The sequence below is a fragment of the Algoriphagus halophilus genome, assembly GCF_900129785.1.
GTDB lineage: Bacteria > Bacteroidota > Bacteroidia > Cytophagales > Cyclobacteriaceae > Algoriphagus > Algoriphagus halophilus.
Map to the genome: position 1 here is coordinate 1,490,519 of NZ_FSRC01000001.1, position 19,343 is coordinate 1,509,861.

Genomic DNA, 19,343 nt, shown 5'->3' on the forward strand with positions numbered 1-19,343 from the left:
TTAAAATTGAAAATAGTTCTTGTTGACCCAATTTCTCTCTACTAATTGACGAAAAAAAAAGCCTAGGATTTGGATGAAATCAATAGAAAGCAGGATTTTCTCACCCGGATTACAGATTTGATCTACGAATGAAAAAAAATTTATTTCCTCGGTTAGTACAGTCTTATCAAACCACTTATTGAAAAAAAAATGCTGTCTGTAGATCAAAGTCTTTCGCTCGATGAACACTTGAATTTGGAGTGAGATTAAATAGTAACTTTCGAATATGAAGAATAATGTCATTTCGCGACCTGTATTTTATGCACTACATGTCCTTTTCTGGCTTTGTTATGGAGCTATTTTATTTGCTTCTTTAAGTAATTGGATAGAATCTTCCTCTGAGGTTTGGCAAGCAGTTGTTTCAGATGTATTGACCTCTTCTTCGATAGCCTACCTAAACTACTACCTTTTGCTTCCTAAACTTTACAGAAAAGGGAGGTATTCTGCTTACATTTTGGCATCTATTGGGATGGTGATAATAATTGTCTTGCTTAGGGTCAACCTTCTTGGAATGACACATAGATCAGTTACTTATACTTATTTTATCAGGTCAGTTCCTGCGCTAGGTTTTTATTTGATTACCACTGTCGTATGGTTTTTTGCCAATCTGATCAAAGCTCAGCGAAATGAAATTGAACTGCGTAACAGTCAGTTGGCGACAGAATTAAAATTTCTGAAACTTCAGCTAAGCCCTCACTTTTTATTCAACACCTTGAATAATGTTTATTCCATGGCCTATTTCAAGGACCAAAATACGGCTTCTGCGATCCTGAAATTGTCAGAAATGATGCGACATATGTTGTATGAAGGCCAAGGGAAATTTGTCTCATTATCAAAAGAGATAAGTTTTATGGAAAACTTCATCGAACTCTGGCGTCTAAAACTAGACGAAAAGCCAAACATTATTTTCAAACATAAGGGAGTAAGTGACAACCATCAGATTGCCCATTTGATCTTTTTGGTTTTTTTGGAAAATGCCTTTAAGCATGGGAATACAATCGATGGTACAATCGAAATCAATTTGCATGTAGATGCAGCCAATCAATTGTTTTTCACAATAAAAAATGACGTGATCGATGCCCGTAAGACTGCTGAGGAAGAAAGCGGTGTGGGACTGAGCAATGTAAAAAAGAGGTTGAATCTGATCTATCCAGGAAAACATCAATTGAAACTCGAGCAGAGTCCTACCTCATTTAATGTGGAATTAACCATTGACTTGTCATGAAATACAAGATTCTTATTGTGGACGACGAACCACCGGCTAGAAAACTTCTTTCGGACTATGTGTCAAAAATCCCTGATTTGGAAATGGCTGGAACCTTCAAAAATGGGGAAGAGGCTTTAAGATTTTTAAAAGAAAATTCTGTTGACATTCTTTTGCTTGATATCCGGATGCCCTTGATGACAGGGATGGATTTATTGAACGAACTTTCCGATAAACCTTTGACTATTTTTATCACTGCTTATGAGGAATACGCTGTAAAAGGATACGAATTAGATGTGATCGATTATTTAGTGAAACCCGTATCATTTGAGCGTTTTAAAAAGGCGGTTAATCGAGCTATTGAATATTTGTCGGTACAGGTGGAGGCAGTTGAAAGTCCTGATAAGCTCGATTATTTTTTTATCAAGACGGATACCCGAATTGTAAAATTCCTGTATGCTGAAATTCAAGCGATTGAGGCCCAAAGAGAATATGTGAAATTTATAACACCCACCAGAAAAGTCATGTCTCTGGTTTCCCTGACTGGAATTGCCAATGCTTTGCCGGGGGAATTTGTCAGGATCCACCGATCTTTCATTATTAATATGCGACATATTGATGAAATCCAGGCCAATGAGGTAGTGATAGGAAAGGATATTTATCCCATCAGCAGAAATTATAGGGAGGAGTTTTTTAAGAAGCTGGAAAATAGGAAGCTCATTTAATACAGAAAAGGTTTCAGCTTCTTTACCGAAGCCTTTTATTATTTCTTCCTTTCGGGATAAAAGAAAATTAATTCCTTTAGATTGGATTCCGGCTCGGTAATTTTTAAGGCTTTTACAATGGTGAATCCGTCTCATTTTTGGAAGCAGCAATAACATGAATTTCCTTTCTAGCTTTGACTTTTTCTGGTATGATGATTCAGCATTGATTGTGAATAATAGAATGTGATGGGAAGATGCCTTTAGAGATCTTTGAGTTCTATTTGCCCAAAAATGGGATGATTTTGTTCGGTTTTGAACGAGTAGAGTAAGGTAAGTGCTGTTTTAGGCTAAAATTGTCCTAATTCTCTGGCATGGTTTTATACTTTAGGTGCATGATTCGTTTTGAATATTAATAAATCATGATCCGTAGTTTTCTCAGAATTAGTCTAAGGAATTTAGGCCGACATAAAACCCATACCCTAATCAATTTGGTGGGGTTGGGGACAGGTATAGCAGCAAGTATTTTTATCCTTCTTTGGATTTCCGATGAACTATCCTTTGATAATTTTCATGAAAAAGGAGATCGGGTTTATTCAGTTCATATCAATAATCAACAGAATGACGGAAGGTTAGATACCTATGGGGCAACTCCAGCTGTATTAAAAGATAAATTATTGGATGATATACCTGAGATAGAGCATGCCGCTCGATATAGTTTTGAGACTGAGGTATTATTAAAGGAAGGCAAGGACTCATACCAAGAAAAAGGAATATACGCTGATCCTACATTTTTTGAGATAGTAAGCTTTCCAATCGTTTCAAGTAAGGGAAATAACCCTTTAAATGAGAAATACGCCATTGCGATCTCCCAAAATTTGGCAAATCGGATTTTTCAGCAAGAAAGCCCTTTGGGAAAGAGCTTAACGCTTCCTAATGGTTTAGAAGTGATGGTATCGGATGTCTATGAGAATGTACCAAGAAACTCATCTCTTCAATTTGATTTTGTCTTGCCATTTGATTTGTTATTGGATGAAAACCCTTGGATGCAAAATTGGCAAAGTGGAGGCAGTCGAACCATGGTGTTGCTGCAAGAGGGAAGTAAGAATCCAAACATGAAGCTTTCTTCTTTGATTTCCGAGAATTGTGAGGCCTGTACAACTGAACCCTTTTTATTCCCTTTTCATAAACAACGACTATACAGTGAATTTGAGCAAGGGAAATCGGTAGGTGGTAAAATCCAGCAAATTTATCTTTTTGCTGGAGTAGCATTCCTGATTCTGGCGATGGCCTGTATCAATTTTATGAACCTAGCGACTGCTAAATCTACCAGTAGAAGTAAAGAGGTAGGGGTTCGGAAATCCATTGGAGCAAGCAAGCAAAGTCTGGTTTTACAGTTTATTTTTGAATCTGTTTTACTGGCTTCCTTAGCGTCGGTTTTTGCATTGATATTAATTCAGCTTTTACTGCCATTCTTTAATGAGGTCACTGGAAAAAACTTGGAATTGGAATTAGGAAGCCCGGTCTTACTTGGCGGAATAGTTGGTATTACTTTTCTAACAGGTTTGATGTCAGGATTTTATCCGGCCTGGTTACTTTCTCGTTTTAACCCCTCCAAAGTATTGAAAGGGGATAGCAGTGCTGGTTTGACTGGGGCAGGTATAAGAAAAGCCTTGGTGGTAGCTCAGTTTGCCACTTCGGTGGTTTTAATTTTTGGGAGCTTAATTCTCTTTCAGCAAATCAGATTCATCAGTGAGCGGAATTTGGGCTTCGATCGGGAAAATGTAATGGCGATTGATCAAAATGAAGGGTTGATAAAATCCTTTCCTGCGATCAAGAATGAATTGCAACAGCTGACAGGAGTGAGTCAGGTGGCCTTCGGAGGAAATAATATTTTCACGGTGCCTATCACGAGTTCAGATCTGGTATGGGCAGGCAAGTCTGATCAGGAGCAACTCAATTTCAAGGTCTTTCGATGTGATGAAGGATTCCTTCCCACTTTATCCATTCCATTGATTGCTGGAAGGAATTTTATAGGGAAAGGGGATAGCTCCAATTACCTAATCAATCGAAAGGCAATTGAATTAATGGGCCTAAACTTAGAAGAGGCAGTAGGCACCAAAATCGAAATGTGGAATGGGCCGGGAGAAATTATAGGGGTGACAGAGGATTTCCATAATGACAATCTAAAGTTTGGAATACAACCTTTGGTATTTATGTATTCTGAGAATGTAGGGAATCATTACTTTATTCGACTTTCTGAAAATCAAACCATGCAAAGTACCCTGGATCAGATCGAAACTATATTCCAAGAGTATAATCCAGATTACCCATTTGAGTTTTCGTTCCTAAACGAAGTATTTGATCGTGAATATAGACAGGAACAGGTGATTGGGAAGCTATCCATGGCATTTACCGTTCTTGCAGTTCTGATCTCAGGTCTGGGCTTATTTGGCTTGTCCCTATTTTCTGCAGAGCAACGTGCGAAGGAAATCGGTGTACGAAAAGTATTAGGCGCCTCCGTGGTTGATCTGGTTCTGATGCTGTTTCGGGATTTCGGCTATTTGGTGGGGGTAGGCTTATTGCTTGGGACTCCAATTGCTTGGTGGCTGGCAGATCGTTTTCTCTCTAACTATGCCTTCCATAGTGGGATTCATTGGTCAATCTTTATTCTAATTACCGGATTTATGCTGTTATTGACTTTGATCTCTGTGGGATTCCAATCCTTGAGAGCAGCACTTTCCAATCCCGTGGATTCTTTGCATACGGATGGCTAAGTGTGGAGGACTTCTTCTTCTCATGGATTTGACTATGCTTAGCCTGGCTATTGAACCACTAAATCCAACTACCTTATGAATTACTTCTATGTATTTCTAGAAAGTATTTTTGGGCATTGGATCTCTTTTAAAACCAGGAAACTTGACCATTACATTCTTATTTTATGAATAATTTAGAGTTCGAAAAAGACAATTTGATTTTAGAAGCTGGGTGTTGAGAAGTTCTTGGAGATCCAATTATTGGATCGATTTGAACTGTATTCATTTTTACTGATTACTTAGTGATTTCATTTTTGATTTTTATAAACCCTTTAGAATTGCAATTTAATTGATTGAAATACTGTGGTTTATCTTTAATTCTATTTTTTAATTCAGTAAGTGTCCCCTGAATTGCCACTCATGAATAATCCTTATTGTTGTTTGATTTGTGTAAGGATTGATTTGAAAATCACTTTTCTTATTTTCTCAAAAGATTGACTTTTGTGAAGTGAGCGTATAATAATTTTTATGTGCTATATTTATTGCCACTTCAACCTCTCATGAAAAATTATTTCCTTCAAATCTTTCTTGTTGGGCTAGTATTAATAGCAAACAATCAAATCCAAGCTCAAACAGAAACTGAAAAAACTCCGATTATTAAGCATTTTGATGGAACGATCACGGCTACTACCAATGGGATTTCCATCATCCCTTTTTTCTCATTGGGCAGGCCAGCCTTTTTGTTTGATATGAGCCTAGGTGGTGATCGGTTTTCATTTGATCCTATGATGCGATTTGGGATGAATGGGAAACCTTGGTCTTTTGTTTTTTGGTGGAGGTATAAGATTGTGGATAATCCAAAATTTAGTCTGAGAGTAGGAGCACACCCTGCTTTTTTGTTTCAGGAAAGAGAGTTACTAGTGGATGGACAACCAAAGAATGTATTGGTGGCCAATCGATATCTAACTTGGGAATTGGCTCCAACCTATAAATTATCTCCTCGTTCAAGTTTAGGAATCTATTTTCTAAATGGGAATGGTATCAATCCGTATCCTCCGGATCACACCTATTTTTTAGGTGTAACCTGGGCTCTTAGTAATTTCCCATTGAGTGAAACGTTGAGATTTGCCATGACTCCTCAAGTGTATTATTTGAAAGTGGATCAACATGATGGGGTATATGGTACTTCCACATTTACACTGACCAAAACTGATTTTCCAATAGGGTTACAATCTACTATTAACCAGAGAATTAAGTCCACAATTGACGGAGACGATTTTGTCTGGAACCTGAGTTTGATCTACAATTTTGCCAACGATTACCGAAAACAATAACCCAACTAGAGATGGAAAAAGCAGAATCCTTGGAAGAGTTTTACAAACGAAAATTCAATTGGTTGCCTGAAGATTATAAAAAGGATTTTGGGCATTTCAATATGTTTCGCCTAGAACCCTATTATGAAGGAAAAGTAAAAAGCTTACCCTATAGAAGGAGGGATTTTTATAAAGTAATGCTGGTTAAAGGACAAAGCCAGGTTCATTATGCGGATCGGGTGTATGAAGTGAAAAAGCAGGCACTCTCTTTTTCAAACCCTATGATTCCCTATAAATGGGATAATAATCATGTGAATTTAGAAGGAGTTTATTGCATCTTTAATCCTCATTTTTTTGCAGGATATGGGAATATTCAAAAGTATGAGATCTTTCATCCCAATGGGGTGCATGTATTTGAATTATCTGATGAAGAAGTAGAGGAGGTATCACCTATTTTCGAGCAAATGAACCAAGAGTTTTTATCTGAATATAAATACAAATTCGACCGCATTCGAAGTTTGATATTAGAGTTGGTTCATTTCGCCTTGAAACTTCAACCAGCAGAACTTCAGATCACAAAAAAAGGCAATGCTTCTTTGCGGATAGCTTCTTTGTTTTTGGAGCTTTTAGAAAGACAATTTCCCATTGATGATACCCATTCCACGATTCAACTCCGTACTCCGGGTCAATTTGCTGAACAATTGAATATCCATGTGAATCATCTCAATAGATCATTGAAAGAGATGACCCAGAAATCTACTTCTCAACTGATTGCAGATAGAATCCTTCAAGAAGCAAAAATTTTACTTACACATAGCTCTTGGAATGTTTCGGAAATAGCGTACGCTCTTGGCTACACGGAAGTGACGCATTTCAACAATTTCTTTAAAAAACATACGAATCTGAATCCTACTCAATTTAGAAAAGGGTGAATTTTTGCCCTTTGGATTTTTAATATCAGGGATTCAAATATTGATGCCAAATCCATGCATCAAGACTAATCTAAGTCCTACGTAAACCACTAAAACCGCAGTCAGTCCTCCTAAAATTCGAAGGTTAAATTTCTTATTGGATAAATAGGAACCTAAACTGCCGCCCAAAATTACCGCCAAGACCAGCTTCCAGGCTAATTGGAAGTCTAATTGAAAAGTATCTGCTACGGTCAATCCTATTAAACCGGATATGGAGTTGACCAAGATAAAAACTGAAGCTAAAGAAGCGACGGTTCTTGGGTTAGCCCAATTCAACAGATTTAAAGTAGGACTGAGGAAAATTCCTCCTCCAATTCCTGAAACTCCAGCCAGAAAGCCAACACTTCCTCCAAGGCTTAGCTTTTTAACCAATGAGAATTCATGGGATTTCATTTTAGCTTGGATGTAACGAAGCATCATGGCAATTCCTGATAGAATAAGGGAAGAACCTAAAATCAGAAAAAATACTTGCTGGGATAATCTGAGCTGTGCCCCAAAGTAGGCGAGGGGTATGCTGGAAACCAAGAATGGCCAAAAAAGCTTGAAGTCAAAGACTTTATTTTTGATGAAAATGAGCGTTCCAATGCTGACCACGCAGATATTCAGAATCAAGGCGGTGGATCGAATTTCGTAGAATTCAGTGAAGAACAGGCTTAAAATTGCCAAATAACTAGATCCTCCACCAAAACCTACCGAACTATAAAACAATGCTATGATGAAAAATATAACTGGAAGGTATTCGATAGTCAGCATTCAATGAGGAATTCTACAGGTGATTGAATTGGGTTCAATTTCAGCCAGAATCTGAACTGAATTAGGTATTGAATTTGACTAAAATTTATTGATCTACCAATGCAGGCTCGAAAGTTATGGCTGTCGGAAGCTAAATTTTCGAAAATCAGATTTGGGTTTTAAAAAGCCCCACAATGGTAACAGCGCTTTACGGGGCATAAAAAAACAGAAGTATAAATTCAGATTTATAAGATTAGGTTATCTGTATTCTATTTTGAATTCTCTTTTTCAGGCACCCAGCTAATGATGACCTTTTGTTGTCCCCATTCTTTTGCTTTAGAGATGTCTGTGCCCATATAAATGTCTATTTTTTTTGTCCACCTACTATTCATGAGATCCACGACTTTATATTTTCCTTCCAATCCTTCTATGGTAACCTCCATGTTATGATGAATTCCTGAATCAAGCAGATCTCTTGAAATAGCAATGACCTTCGTTCCAGGCTTTAAAGTATCTCCGAAAGCGGTAAAAAAGGGATCATTGGAGGTTTGTTCTTTGACAGAATTGTATGCAGTAGCTGTAACTTCCATTGATCTAATTTCAGTTTCACTGCATCCTTTAAAAAGAAAAATTATGAAAAGGTAAAAAATGTATTTAATTGATTTGTACATACTTACACTAACTTATAATTCAAGTAAAGGTTATGTATAAGTCGCTACTCTCCTGAAATACAGCTTAGCTGAGATATGCCTTCGGCGAAATATGTTTAGATACTATTTCACCGACAAAAGGGAGTTCTATTTCTACTGTATTTCTACGTATTTCTAGTATCTCACATCCAACTTCCCACTATCTGACTACTTGTTCAGGAAGTATGATTTCTTAAATCATAAACTTTTTGAAACCAGTCAGGTTAATTGCTTGTGTTTCTTCTATTTATTCAAAAAACCTAAATTATAGTTAGAGAATTGATGTGATCCCCTTTGAAATTTCTCCATTCAAATTCAAGTTCTCCACGCTAAGTATGGGTATTCATGATGTAAATAGAAGAATTAATTGATTCTAAAAAGAGGTATTCCAATGATTAAAAATTTTCGAATTTTAAATTGGAATACTAGAAGGTAATTTGTCTCTTTATAGACCCTTTAAAGACAAAATATCTTTCAGCTTTCGTTCAAGGCGCAGGAAAATATCTATGGTTTATTTGAAAAGTATTTTTTTTATTTTACTTATTGTTGGGAATTCAACAATTGGGCTTTCCGTACAAGCTAGTGGAGATTACAGTCCCTCTCCTTCCATATTAAATATTCAAAATTTTACCCTTTCCGATGGCCTTGCAGTGAATTGCTTAGGAAATAGTTTTTTGGATAATAAAGGTAGACTTTGGGTAAATCCTTGCCAAGAGGACAGTAGGGATTTAAGAATCAGTTTCTTTCAATTTGATGGGGAACAAAGTTTTTTTTATGAGTTAAAGCCAGACTGGATCAAAGAAGGTGATCTGAACCCAATTTGGTATGTACTGGGTGTAACTTCTGAAGGTTTTCTCTTTGGATCAGATCAACAAAATGAAGTGATTTTTTATTGGCATCCTGACTTAAAGGAACAATACTTTTTTCCCTTGGATGAAGGCACTAGGCTACTCAATGCAGTAGAAAATCCTGACGGAGGAATCTTGGCTTTGACATTAGAAGGAGAGGATCAACGTCAACTTGAAAAGGGCAAGTATCAATTAGTTCGATTAGATAAAAATCAACAGGAAGAAATTGGTTCCATCGAACTCAATTTTGAAGAGGAATTATCTCCAACTCCGCCTAAAACATTTGCTTATTCCTTGGCTATTTTGGGGGATCAAGCATGGTTCTTTCATAAGCAAAAAGGGCTCGTTAAAGCCGACTTAAATACAAGGCAAATGGAGTTTATTCCATGGACCCAATTTGATGGAATTCCTCCTATTCAAAGGGATGTGTTGGCTGATAACGATAGTGGCTTTGAGTGGAAGCTGATTTCAAATGGTCAAACTCAATTGTTGCTTTTTCTCGGTAGAGAGAATGGTTTTTTTGATTTGGACACCAAACAGTTTCAGCTTTCTTCCAATGGCAACCTGAATCAGGCGATGTTGCGTGATGAAGTCGATGAAAAAGTCCTTCGGGTTTTTATTTCAAAAGATAAGAAAGGAAATCTATTGATTGTCTCAGGATATCCTGAGCCTTATAGCTATCCAACTCCTACGACAAACCGACAAGCCTTTTTGATAGATACTGAAGGGGCTTGGATGGATTACAGTGATTTAATTAAAAACCTTAGTTTTTCCTATGAGTACGATTTCCAACATGAAGGAAATTTCTTCAGTGATGATTTTAAAAACCAAATAGGTTCTTCTCAGAGAAGGGTTGGAATTGCCTTTATGGATATTCAATCTCCTTTGAGTATAACTAAAATCCATGGGAACCCCAGTTATATTCGCGGCCAAATAACCAATATTGATAATTCCACTCTTGTTTTCAATTCCCAATTGCAGGTATATCGGTATGATTCAATAGATGGAGAATGGAAATGGAGTAGACTGACAGGAGGGGATTTTTTAAGAGCCAGACCCAATTCATCCATCATTCAAAAAGATGGAAAAATATGGATGTCAGCTGATTTTTATAGGGAAAGACGTGTTGGGTTACAATGGTATGACATTTCAACCAATGAAACAGATTACATACCTATAGATGTCCAATTCGAAAAGTTTGTTTTTTTAAATGATCAGGAGGTGGCGATTTTCAAAGATGATGGAAATGAAGGAGGTGATAAGGGTGACTTTTTTATTTTTAATCTAACAAATCAAACCAAAAGGCCATTTTCAATTGATAGCAAGCCTTTTAGTGTTCATGCGAAAGTTAATCATCTATTGTTGCAGGGCGATTCCTTGTTGTGGGTAGGAGCCCAAAACGGGCTGTGGTCAATTGACCTTCAGAGCCAAGAAGTGGACCATTTCCAACAGGTTCCTTCTCTACAAGATCAAAATGTCCTGTTAATTCATCCAGATGAAAAAGGAAGACTATGGTTAGGAACGGCATTGGATGGAATTCTTATTCTTGATCCCAAAACAAAAAGAATTAAACAGGTTTCAGAAGAACAAGGATTGGCAAATAATACCGTGGCAGGAATCCTATCTGATGATGAGGGAAACCGTTGGGTTTCTACCTACAATGGAATTTCAGTGTTAGATTCTTCAGGAACGGTATTTTTAGAATTAAATCAAGAGGATGGGTTAATTCACAATAATTTTCACAGACAGTCATGTTATAGATTGCCAGACGGAACAATGGTTTTTGGAGGATATGCGGGAACGATTTTGTTGGATCCTGAGGCAGTTCTTCAGAAAACAGCATTAAAGAAATCCAATTCTATCTACTTAACAGGGCTGGAATATTATGATGAACAAGAAAAAAAGAACAAGTACCGACAAGGCTCTTATGAACTAGATGAACCATTAATAATTCCGGCTGCCCAACGGTTTTTGATGCTTGACTTTGCATTATCTGATTATGGGAACATTAAGGAAGATTCCTACATGTACCGTTTACTTCCCAAAGGCTCTTTCGATGATCAAGAATCCTCTATTCCCTGGATTAATATTGGATCTTCTTCCCAAATGACGATTAATAATATTCCACCGGGTAGCTACATTGTCCAAGTGAAGGGAAGTGATTTTAAGTCAAATCAGTCCCTTATACCCCTGGAAATTCCAATTCTGGTGAAAGAGTATTTTTACAATCAGTGGTGGTTTTATGCTTTGATTATTATTCCTTTTATCCTTGGTGCTTTGATTTATATAAGAAGGATCAAAACTGAAAGAAATCGTTTGGAAATAGAGGTTCTACAGCGGACTTCAAAAATTCAAAAAGATAAAGAAACCATTATTCAACAAACCGTTCAATTGCAGGAATTAGATGAATCCAAGTCCCGGTTTTTTACTAATATTTCCCATGAGTTCAGGACTCCATTAACGGTTATTCTGGGAGTAGCCGAGCAAATCAAAGAGAATGAAAAGGAAAAAGGATTAATCAGGAGAAATGCTCGTTTATTGCTCAACTTGATCAATCAGATCCTGAGGTTGAGGAAATTGGAATCTGGACCAGAGAAAATTCATATGGTTCAAGGAGATGTCTTGAAACATGTTCAATACGTGATAGAGTCTTTTCACTCTTTGGCTGAAGAAAAAGAGATCACAATGGAATTTGATTCCAATTCGCCCACCTTGGTTGTGGATCATGATCCTGAAAAATTACTTCATATCCTGTCCAATCTCCTGACTAATGCCATCAAGTTTACTCCAAAAAATGGAACCGTTTCGGTAACTGTTCAGGCCTTCGAGGATGTTGAAACCCCTTATTATGAGATAAACGTGGAAGACAGTGGCATAGGAATTCCTCAAGATAAATTGGAGCATATTTTTGACCGGTTTTACCAGGTAGATGATGAACAAAGTAGAACGGGAAGTGGAACTGGAATTGGTTTGACCTTGGTATGGGAATTAGTAAAAATATTAAATGGGAAGATTCATGTAAGCAGTATCGAAGGTCAACACACCAACTTTAGCATCACCCTTCCAATTACACGACAAGCTGAGTTGGATGAGACCAAACAATCGACCATAGAATGGATGATTGCTGAAGAGGCAGCTTCCTATGAATATATATCCGATAGAAAAACCAATTCTCAGCTTCCTTCTTTATTGATAGTGGAAGATAATCCGGATGTAAGAACGTATTTAGCAAGTTGTTTGGAGGATGATTTTCATATTCAATTTGCATCCGATGGTCAAATGGGAATTAATATGGCTTTGGAACATGTGCCGGACATGATCTTGAGTGATGTCATGATGCCTAAAGCCAATGGATTTACCCTATGCAATGTTTTAAAATCGGATGTTAAAACCAGTCATATTCCTATCGTCTTATTAACCGCCAAAGCAGATATAGATTCTAGGATTACTGGATTAGAAAAAGGGGCAGATGCCTATTTGGCCAAGCCTTTTGATAAAAGAGAGCTGTTGGTTCAGCTTCAAAATTTGCTTTCACTAAGGAGAAGACTTCAAGAACGGTACAGTAATTTGAAATCACTTCCTCCTGTCCAGGATGAACAAGTAAAGCAAGAAGATGAGTTTATTATTAGGCTTCGCGAAATCATCCTTGCTCATATAGATAATTCAGATTTTGGAGTGCCGGAGCTTTGTTCCCATGCCTTTATGAGTCGGACCCAACTCCATAATAAAATCAAATCTCTTACCAATAAGGCTACCTCTCATTTTATTCGCCAAGTTCGAATGGAGAAGGCTTCCGAATTACTCTGTGATTCTGATTTAAATATCAGTCAAGTGGCATTGGGAGTGGGGATAGAAAGTCTTTCTTATTTTTCAAGAATCTTCTCTGAAGATTTTGGAGTATCTCCTCAAAAATACAGGGAAATTCATTGTACAAACAATAAATAAACTTTTTTAATAGAAAGTGAAAGATTTTATGTTTAATTTAAATTATTGATAATCAATATATTGTGATATTTTGTTTATTAGATTTTTTTTAGAACAATAGGTCAACTATTAAAAACCATAGGTAAAATCCGGTAACCATTTTTAGTCCACTTTTGTCATGAAAGCTGAGACAATATTCATTGAGAATAACAATGGCATTTGATTTATAAAATTATTATGGAGATGAAAAAAGCATTGAGTTGTTTAATGATCATCGGGTTGTTAGTGGCATGTGAACAACCATTAGATCCTATCATCAAATCTGTAGACCAGACCAATTTATTGCTTCAGTCTCATGTTTGGCAACTGGAAGATTTCAAAGTAGAAGTTCGGGAATCTGACATTCCAGCCCCTATTTTATTTGGTTTAGGAGAGTCTACTGCAGGTCCAGGCGTATATGATTTAGATGATATGGTATTCGATGCCACCGATATGAGGGAATATACGGTCATTTTCGGATCTTCTGGTGAAATGATTACATCAGGTGGTCCCATTGATGCTTTAGGAGATAGTATTGCTTCTTATTTTGTATTTAATGATAGAACTATCAGAATAAGTAATGATAAGGCCAAATTAAACTACCGGTACCTATATAATGAACAGGAAAACTCAATTTCATTGCGTCTTACGGCAGATGAAGCTAATTCATTGATTTCAGACATCAACAATAAGTTGATCGATGCCATATCAAAAAGGACTCCGAATAAATTGGGAGATTTGGTTGCGGGTTTACTTTTCAATAACGAGAAAATCCAAAAACTGATCAATGATTTGATAGTTTCTGCCTTAGCTGGAGAATTGGAGTTCATCAATGAGTTTGATCCGGAAGAAGCAGCCGATTTATTGGCTGGAAAAATCATTGAAGCCTTGGAGACTGTGGATTGGGAAGGAAAGCTCACTGAATTATTGAAAGCAGAGTTAGAGAAAATCACCAATATTGATCCAGACGAAGTTGCTGGAAAGATTTCAGCAGAGGTCGCTAATGCCATCAACGAAGCCCTTTCGAGAGAGAATATTTATGATTTGGTTTTTCCCTTTCTTAATGAGTTGGCCACCAACCCAGATGAAATAGCAGAAAGTATTTCAACTCTCATAGTAAGTAAATTTTTAGATGTATTCAATGAAGAGAATTTAAAGATTTTAGTGGCTAGTGCATGGGAAAAATTTACCGAGTTAGATGATGATCAGGTGGCGGAAATTTCCAGTGAACTTACTTCAGTGGTAGAAAATGTTTGGATTAATGAAGAAAATTTCAAGCAGCTCTTTCTTCCTTTTACCTCCAAAATTGAAAATACATCGATTTTACAAATGGGGGCTTTAGCGAAAGAAGCGACCGAGTCATTGCAAGAACTAATTACAAAAATCAATGAGGAATTCCCTGATTTGAATTTAACTCCCGATTATGAAAAGATAGAAGGTCAAATCAAGGCAGTCTTTATTGCTGCTAAACCAGTGATTGGATTAGCCGGAGGAGCGGAAAAGGCTGCTGAAGATATAGGGAAGTTAATTATTTCACAGTTTTTAAATACTGAAAACCTAAATACGGTTTTTATTGGAGCCATAAATTCTCTTCAGGAATTAGATCCTGAATTGGTAGGGTCTACCATAGCTACTTGGCTGGTGAACTTAACAGATAAGGTTTCTCCTGAATTGATTGAAAAGCTTTCTGATTTGCTAAGTCCTATTTTAGATAATATTAACCCCGAGCTGACCGCTTTTAAAATTGCTGAGGCACTGAATGGATTTATAAAGGAAAATATAACCCAAGAAAAAATCCAAGTACTCGTACAGCCGGCAGTCGAATTCATTGCTAATATCAATGCGGAGGCCTTAGCAAGGTTTATTGCCCGCGGGATTTTGTCATTGGATATCATTAAGGATACCATTAATGAAGATAATATGGTTGCCATATTACTACCTATATTTCAATCAATCAGTGATCTAAATCCAGAAAACCTTTCCCAAGGAATCATTGATGCGGTAGTTCAAAGTGGAATATTTGAGGAAGTTATTACAGAGGAACGCGTTTCAGCCATCATCTCACTCATCATGTATAAAAGCTTATGGGAACAGGTGCAGGTAGCTAATAACTTTAAAGAAGCAACGATCATTTTAAGCCATAAGTAGTCCTATGAAGAAGATTTTACTAATAGCGATATTCATTACGGTCTGGTTCTCTGCCTTCAGTCAAATTTCTAATCTGAGTTTGGGGGATCCCTATGAAGATTATAGGGATAGTATCAAGACTTCAGATTATCCTTGGCGCTTGCCAATTATGGGAGGAAAACTTCGGGATATGGGATTTGATCTTCCTTATCCAAATGGAATCAGTGTCACTTATGGGTATTCAAGTCAGCAACTAACATTAAACAACCTCAATGTTGGATTTGATCCTAATAATCTCACCAATGTGGATGGATTAGCTAGATTTAGGTCTATTAAAGCGAATGTAAATGCGGTTATAGCAAGATATGATTTCTATGTACTTCCCTTTATTAATTTTTTTGGAATAGCAGGACATATTGAATCCGATACCCAAGTAGAACTTGGTTTACCTTTTGACTTAAAGTTCTCAACCCAAAATGCAGGAACTACTATTGGATGGGGCACCGTGGTTGCTGGGGGGATAGGTCCGATGGTGATGGCGGCAAATTTTGTTCAAACTTGGACATTTGTTCCAAGTTTGGAGAAGCCTTCTAATACCATTGTGCTAGATGGTAGGGTAGGTTACATGCATCGTTTTCCCAAACACCCGGAACAAAACATTGTATTTTTAGTAGGTGCCCAATACCTGGGTCTAAACCCATTGAGTAGTGGAAATGCTGATTTGGAAAAATTGGTGGGTATAACTCCTGAAGGGAAAAAGGAAGCTGCAGAAAAATTAGATAATTGGTATGAAGGATTGGATGATCCTGAAAAAAATGTTTTTGGCGGAGTCTATCAAGGGTTATCCAATTATTTAAATAATTCAGAAGCTGGGAAAATATATTATGAGTTTGAAAAAAGTTTATACTATCCAGTCAGTATGACTGCAGGTTTTAACTATCAGTTGAATCATAGATTTCAATTCAATGCGATTTACACATTTTTGGGAAGTAGGCAGCAAATAGTGGGTGGAGTTACCTATCGATTTGGATTCAGAGGTAAAAACTTGCTAAGAGGTCTTACTTTATAAGGTTTCTAGCTTTTTATGAACTATTCAATTTAGAATTAATTGTCGTGATCAAAAGTATTATTGTAGGGTTGATGGTATGTTTAGTGATGGGAGGGTATTCTTTGAAAGCCATTGGCCAGACAGATACTTTGCCCAAGAAAAAGGAGAAGAAAAAAATAAGTTTTCGGGATCCAGAGGATGGGGCTTTCGACGTGAGTGAATTCTTAATCTCACCCACAGGGTTTTTTCCCATACCAATCATCATTACGGAGCCCGCAGTTGGTTATGGAGGGGGGGCTTCCATATTGTTTTTCCAACCCCACAAAGGAAAAGGTGGAGATAAAGTTGCTCCCAATATCACCGGGGTTGCTGGTCTTGTTACTCAAAATAAAACTTGGCTTGCAGGAGCATTTCATCGGCATGTGTTTGGAGATAATCGTGTGATTAGTACCACTGCGGTTGCTAAACCGGATATTTTTATCAAATACTTTGGTAACAATAATGAGTTCTTAAGCAGAAACCCTATAACCATGAACCTAGATTCCTGGGTAGCTCATCAAGGAGTCAAAGTAAGACTAGGTGATTCCAAGTTTTTTGCTGGTTTGAACTATACATTTTTCAGGACTGAGGTAAGCTTGGACACCATACCTGGAAGACCATTACTAAACCTTATTTTAAATAGGCTAAAAGGAACATCCACAATTAGTACTATTCAACCTAAAATCAATTGGGATAAGCGGGATAACATTTTTACACCTACAAAAGGCTTTGATACAGGAGTATCCTTTACGTACAACGCTGAATGGTTGGGTGCAGATGAGACTTTTTATTCCTTGAATACCTATTTCAAAGGTTATTTTCCCATTGCTTCCAAATTGTATTCTTCTTGGAGGTTTGATGGTAAATTTTTGCTTGGGGAAGCTCCATTGTATGCTTATCCTTTTATACAGCTTCGAGGAATACCTGCGATGAGATTTCAAAGTGATAATACCTTGGTGGTAGAGTCAGAATGGAGGTATGAAGTGTTTAGAAGGTGGTCTGTTTTAGGCTTTGTGGGAGGAGGAAAAGCAATAAATTCTTTAGAGAATTTCAAGGATTTTGAATGGGCGTATAGTGGAGGTACTGGAATTAGATATAAAATCGCGAAAATATTTGGAGCACATTCTGGGGTAGATTTTGCTTGGGGAAGTGCTGGAGATTTTGCTTTTTATATTGTTTTTGGAACTTCTATTTAAGGGAGCAACATGAATCGGGAAATTGGATTTAATACTAATCTTGAAAGAATTATATTTTCAATCATAAATCTTAAAAAATATTCCTGCTTAGTTTGGGTAGTGATTGGAGTTCTTTTTTTAGGGACAGGGATTCGATCTGAAGCAAGACAACTTTTCAAAAAGGATTCTACAAAAGCCGAGGTTAAACCCTATAAACTTTATTTCATTCCTTTACCCGCTCTTTCTTATAATCCTGCTTTTGGCTTTATCTATGGAGTAGCTGCCTCCAGTAATATTTTGATTGGTGACCCCAAGGATACTAAACTTTCCTCTGGCTTTTTAAATGCTACCTATTCCAGTAAGAAGCAATTGATTTTGAGTCTAAAGACTACAATTTATACTAATCATAACAACTGGATTCTTTTAGGGGATTGGAGGTTTTTAGATTCTTCTCAACCAACTTATGGCCTTGGTACCGGAAAACAAACCGAGATTTTAGTCAATGAAAAACAAGATGGTTTCGAATTAGGAGATTACAAAGATGGAGTGGATTTAGCGGAGTTGATGGAGTTTAATCTTATTCGATTTCATCAGGTAGCGCTAAGAAAAGTAAATAAAGATTTATATGCAGGATTGGGTTATCACGTAGACAGATACACAGAAATCCAAGATAATTTGCTTGACTTGGAGCTTGATCCTCCGAGGATTACGAACCATTTTGCCTACAATACCCTACATGATTTTGATCTTGAAAAATATACCATTACAGGGCCAAGTCTTAATGTAGTTTTGGATACTCGGGATAACGTTAATTTCCCTTTTAAAGGGAGATATGCTTTTGCGCAATATCGGTTTCTTCCCAGTTGGTTGGGGAGTGATAAAAGTACACATGCCTGGTGGTTTGAATACCGCCAGTATTGGAATGTTTCTAAAAAAGTGGAAAGGAACACCATTGCCTTATGGGCATATGCAAATATTACCCCATTCGGGAAATTACCATATATGGGTTTGCCTGCTTTAGGTTGGGATCAGCTAGGTAGATCAGGTCGAGCATATCCACAAGGAAGATTTAGAGGAGAAAACCTTTTTTATAGTGAATTGGAATATAGGTTTCGAATTCCATTAATGAATAAGAACCCTGATTTTTTAGGAGGAGTTATTTTTGCAAATTCTACTTCGGCATCCTCTTTGGATCAAGATGTGAAACTATTTCAGACTATAAAAGGAGGTGCTGGAGTAGGTTTAAGGTTCATGTTTCAAAAAGCAACTCGCTCTAATGTCACACTTGATTATGGTATAGGGTCAGATGGGAAAGGAGCGATTTATTTTAATCTTAATGAGTATTTCTAAAACGGTTGGATTTATTTCTTTTAAAATAAGTTAATCAATTCAATGGGTATTCCACTGCCCGTTCATTAACTTCAATATTCCCACTGGTGGCTTTGGAAATCAAACAGATTTCATCCGCTGCATCTGCGATTTTCTGAGCTTACTCTAAAGAACTTGCGGGTGGGATTTTTATAAAAATACCCACTGTAATTCCATAATCTTCAGGACAAAAATTTCTTATAGGTACTTTGGCTGTAATTTATATATCAGTCAAGTGGCACTGGAGGTGGGAATAGAAAACCTTTCTTATTTTTAAAGAATCTTCTCTGAAGATTTTGGGGTGTCTCCTCAAAAATAAAGGGAAATCCATTGTACAAACAATAAGTAAAGTTTTTGGAACAATAGGTAA

At 37.0% G+C, this 19,343-nt stretch carries 12 protein-coding genes; 10 read left to right on the forward strand and 2 right to left on the reverse strand.

Annotation, left to right across the window (positions count from 1 at the left end):
- Positions 1 to 265 precede the first annotated feature (265 nt).
- From BUR11_RS06360 to BUR11_RS06380, 5 genes are all read left to right on the forward strand, one after another.
- Entirely contained in the window at positions 266 to 1,264 is a 999-nt protein-coding gene (locus BUR11_RS06360) for a sensor histidine kinase (RefSeq protein ID WP_074223944.1), read from the forward strand.
- Entirely contained in the window at positions 1,261 to 1,968 is a 708-nt protein-coding gene (locus BUR11_RS06365; protein ID WP_074223945.1) for a LytR/AlgR family response regulator transcription factor, read from the forward strand. The genes BUR11_RS06360 and BUR11_RS06365 overlap by 4 nt, the downstream gene beginning before the upstream one ends.
- A gap of 398 nt (positions 1,969 to 2,366) precedes the next feature.
- The gene (locus BUR11_RS06370; RefSeq protein ID WP_074223946.1) at positions 2,367 to 4,721 is read left to right on the forward strand and encodes an ABC transporter permease; all 2,355 of its coding nucleotides are present in this window, start codon (positions 2,367 to 2,369) and stop codon (positions 4,719 to 4,721) included.
- A gap of 539 nt (positions 4,722 to 5,260) precedes the next feature.
- Positions 5,261 to 6,034: a hypothetical protein gene (locus tag BUR11_RS06375; RefSeq protein ID WP_074223947.1), complete on the forward strand. Its 774-nt coding sequence runs from the start codon at positions 5,261 to 5,263 to the stop codon at positions 6,032 to 6,034.
- An 11-nt stretch (positions 6,035 to 6,045) separates the two neighbouring features.
- Positions 6,046 to 6,945, forward strand: a complete 900-nt coding sequence (locus tag BUR11_RS06380; protein ID WP_074223948.1) for a helix-turn-helix domain-containing protein — start codon at positions 6,046 to 6,048, stop codon at positions 6,943 to 6,945.
- Between the two features lie 33 nt (positions 6,946 to 6,978).
- On the opposite strand, the gene BUR11_RS06385 is transcribed toward BUR11_RS06380, so the two are convergent.
- Entirely contained in the window at positions 6,979 to 7,737 is a 759-nt protein-coding gene (locus tag BUR11_RS06385) for a sulfite exporter TauE/SafE family protein (RefSeq protein ID WP_074223949.1), read from the reverse strand.
- A gap of 248 nt (positions 7,738 to 7,985) precedes the next feature.
- Positions 7,986 to 8,306, reverse strand: coding sequence for a 3D domain-containing protein (locus tag BUR11_RS06390; protein WP_234982111.1), 321 nt, complete (start codon positions 8,304 to 8,306; stop codon positions 7,986 to 7,988).
- A 614-nt stretch (positions 8,307 to 8,920) separates the two neighbouring features.
- Here BUR11_RS06390 and BUR11_RS06395 point away from each other — a divergent pair.
- From BUR11_RS06395 to BUR11_RS06415, 5 genes are all read left to right on the forward strand, one after another.
- The gene (locus BUR11_RS06395; protein WP_159439208.1) at positions 8,921 to 13,198 is read left to right on the forward strand and encodes a hybrid sensor histidine kinase/response regulator transcription factor; all 4,278 of its coding nucleotides are present in this window, start codon (positions 8,921 to 8,923) and stop codon (positions 13,196 to 13,198) included.
- 222 nt (positions 13,199 to 13,420) lie between these two features.
- Positions 13,421 to 15,364: a hypothetical protein gene (locus tag BUR11_RS06400; RefSeq protein WP_143185860.1), complete on the forward strand. Its 1,944-nt coding sequence runs from the start codon at positions 13,421 to 13,423 to the stop codon at positions 15,362 to 15,364.
- Positions 15,365 to 15,368: 4 nt separating this feature from the next.
- Positions 15,369 to 16,412 (forward strand): hypothetical protein, encoded by a 1,044-nt coding sequence (locus BUR11_RS06405; protein ID WP_074223953.1) that lies wholly within the window; start codon positions 15,369 to 15,371, stop codon positions 16,410 to 16,412.
- Positions 16,413 to 16,456: 44 nt separating this feature from the next.
- Positions 16,457 to 17,626: a BamA/TamA family outer membrane protein gene (locus tag BUR11_RS06410; RefSeq protein WP_074223954.1), complete on the forward strand. Its 1,170-nt coding sequence runs from the start codon at positions 16,457 to 16,459 to the stop codon at positions 17,624 to 17,626.
- A 9-nt stretch (positions 17,627 to 17,635) separates the two neighbouring features.
- Complete coding sequence (locus tag BUR11_RS06415) at positions 17,636 to 18,955, forward strand: BamA/TamA family outer membrane protein (protein WP_084560875.1); 1,320 nt, start codon at positions 17,636 to 17,638, stop codon at positions 18,953 to 18,955.
- Positions 18,956 to 19,343: the final 388 nt, after the last annotated feature.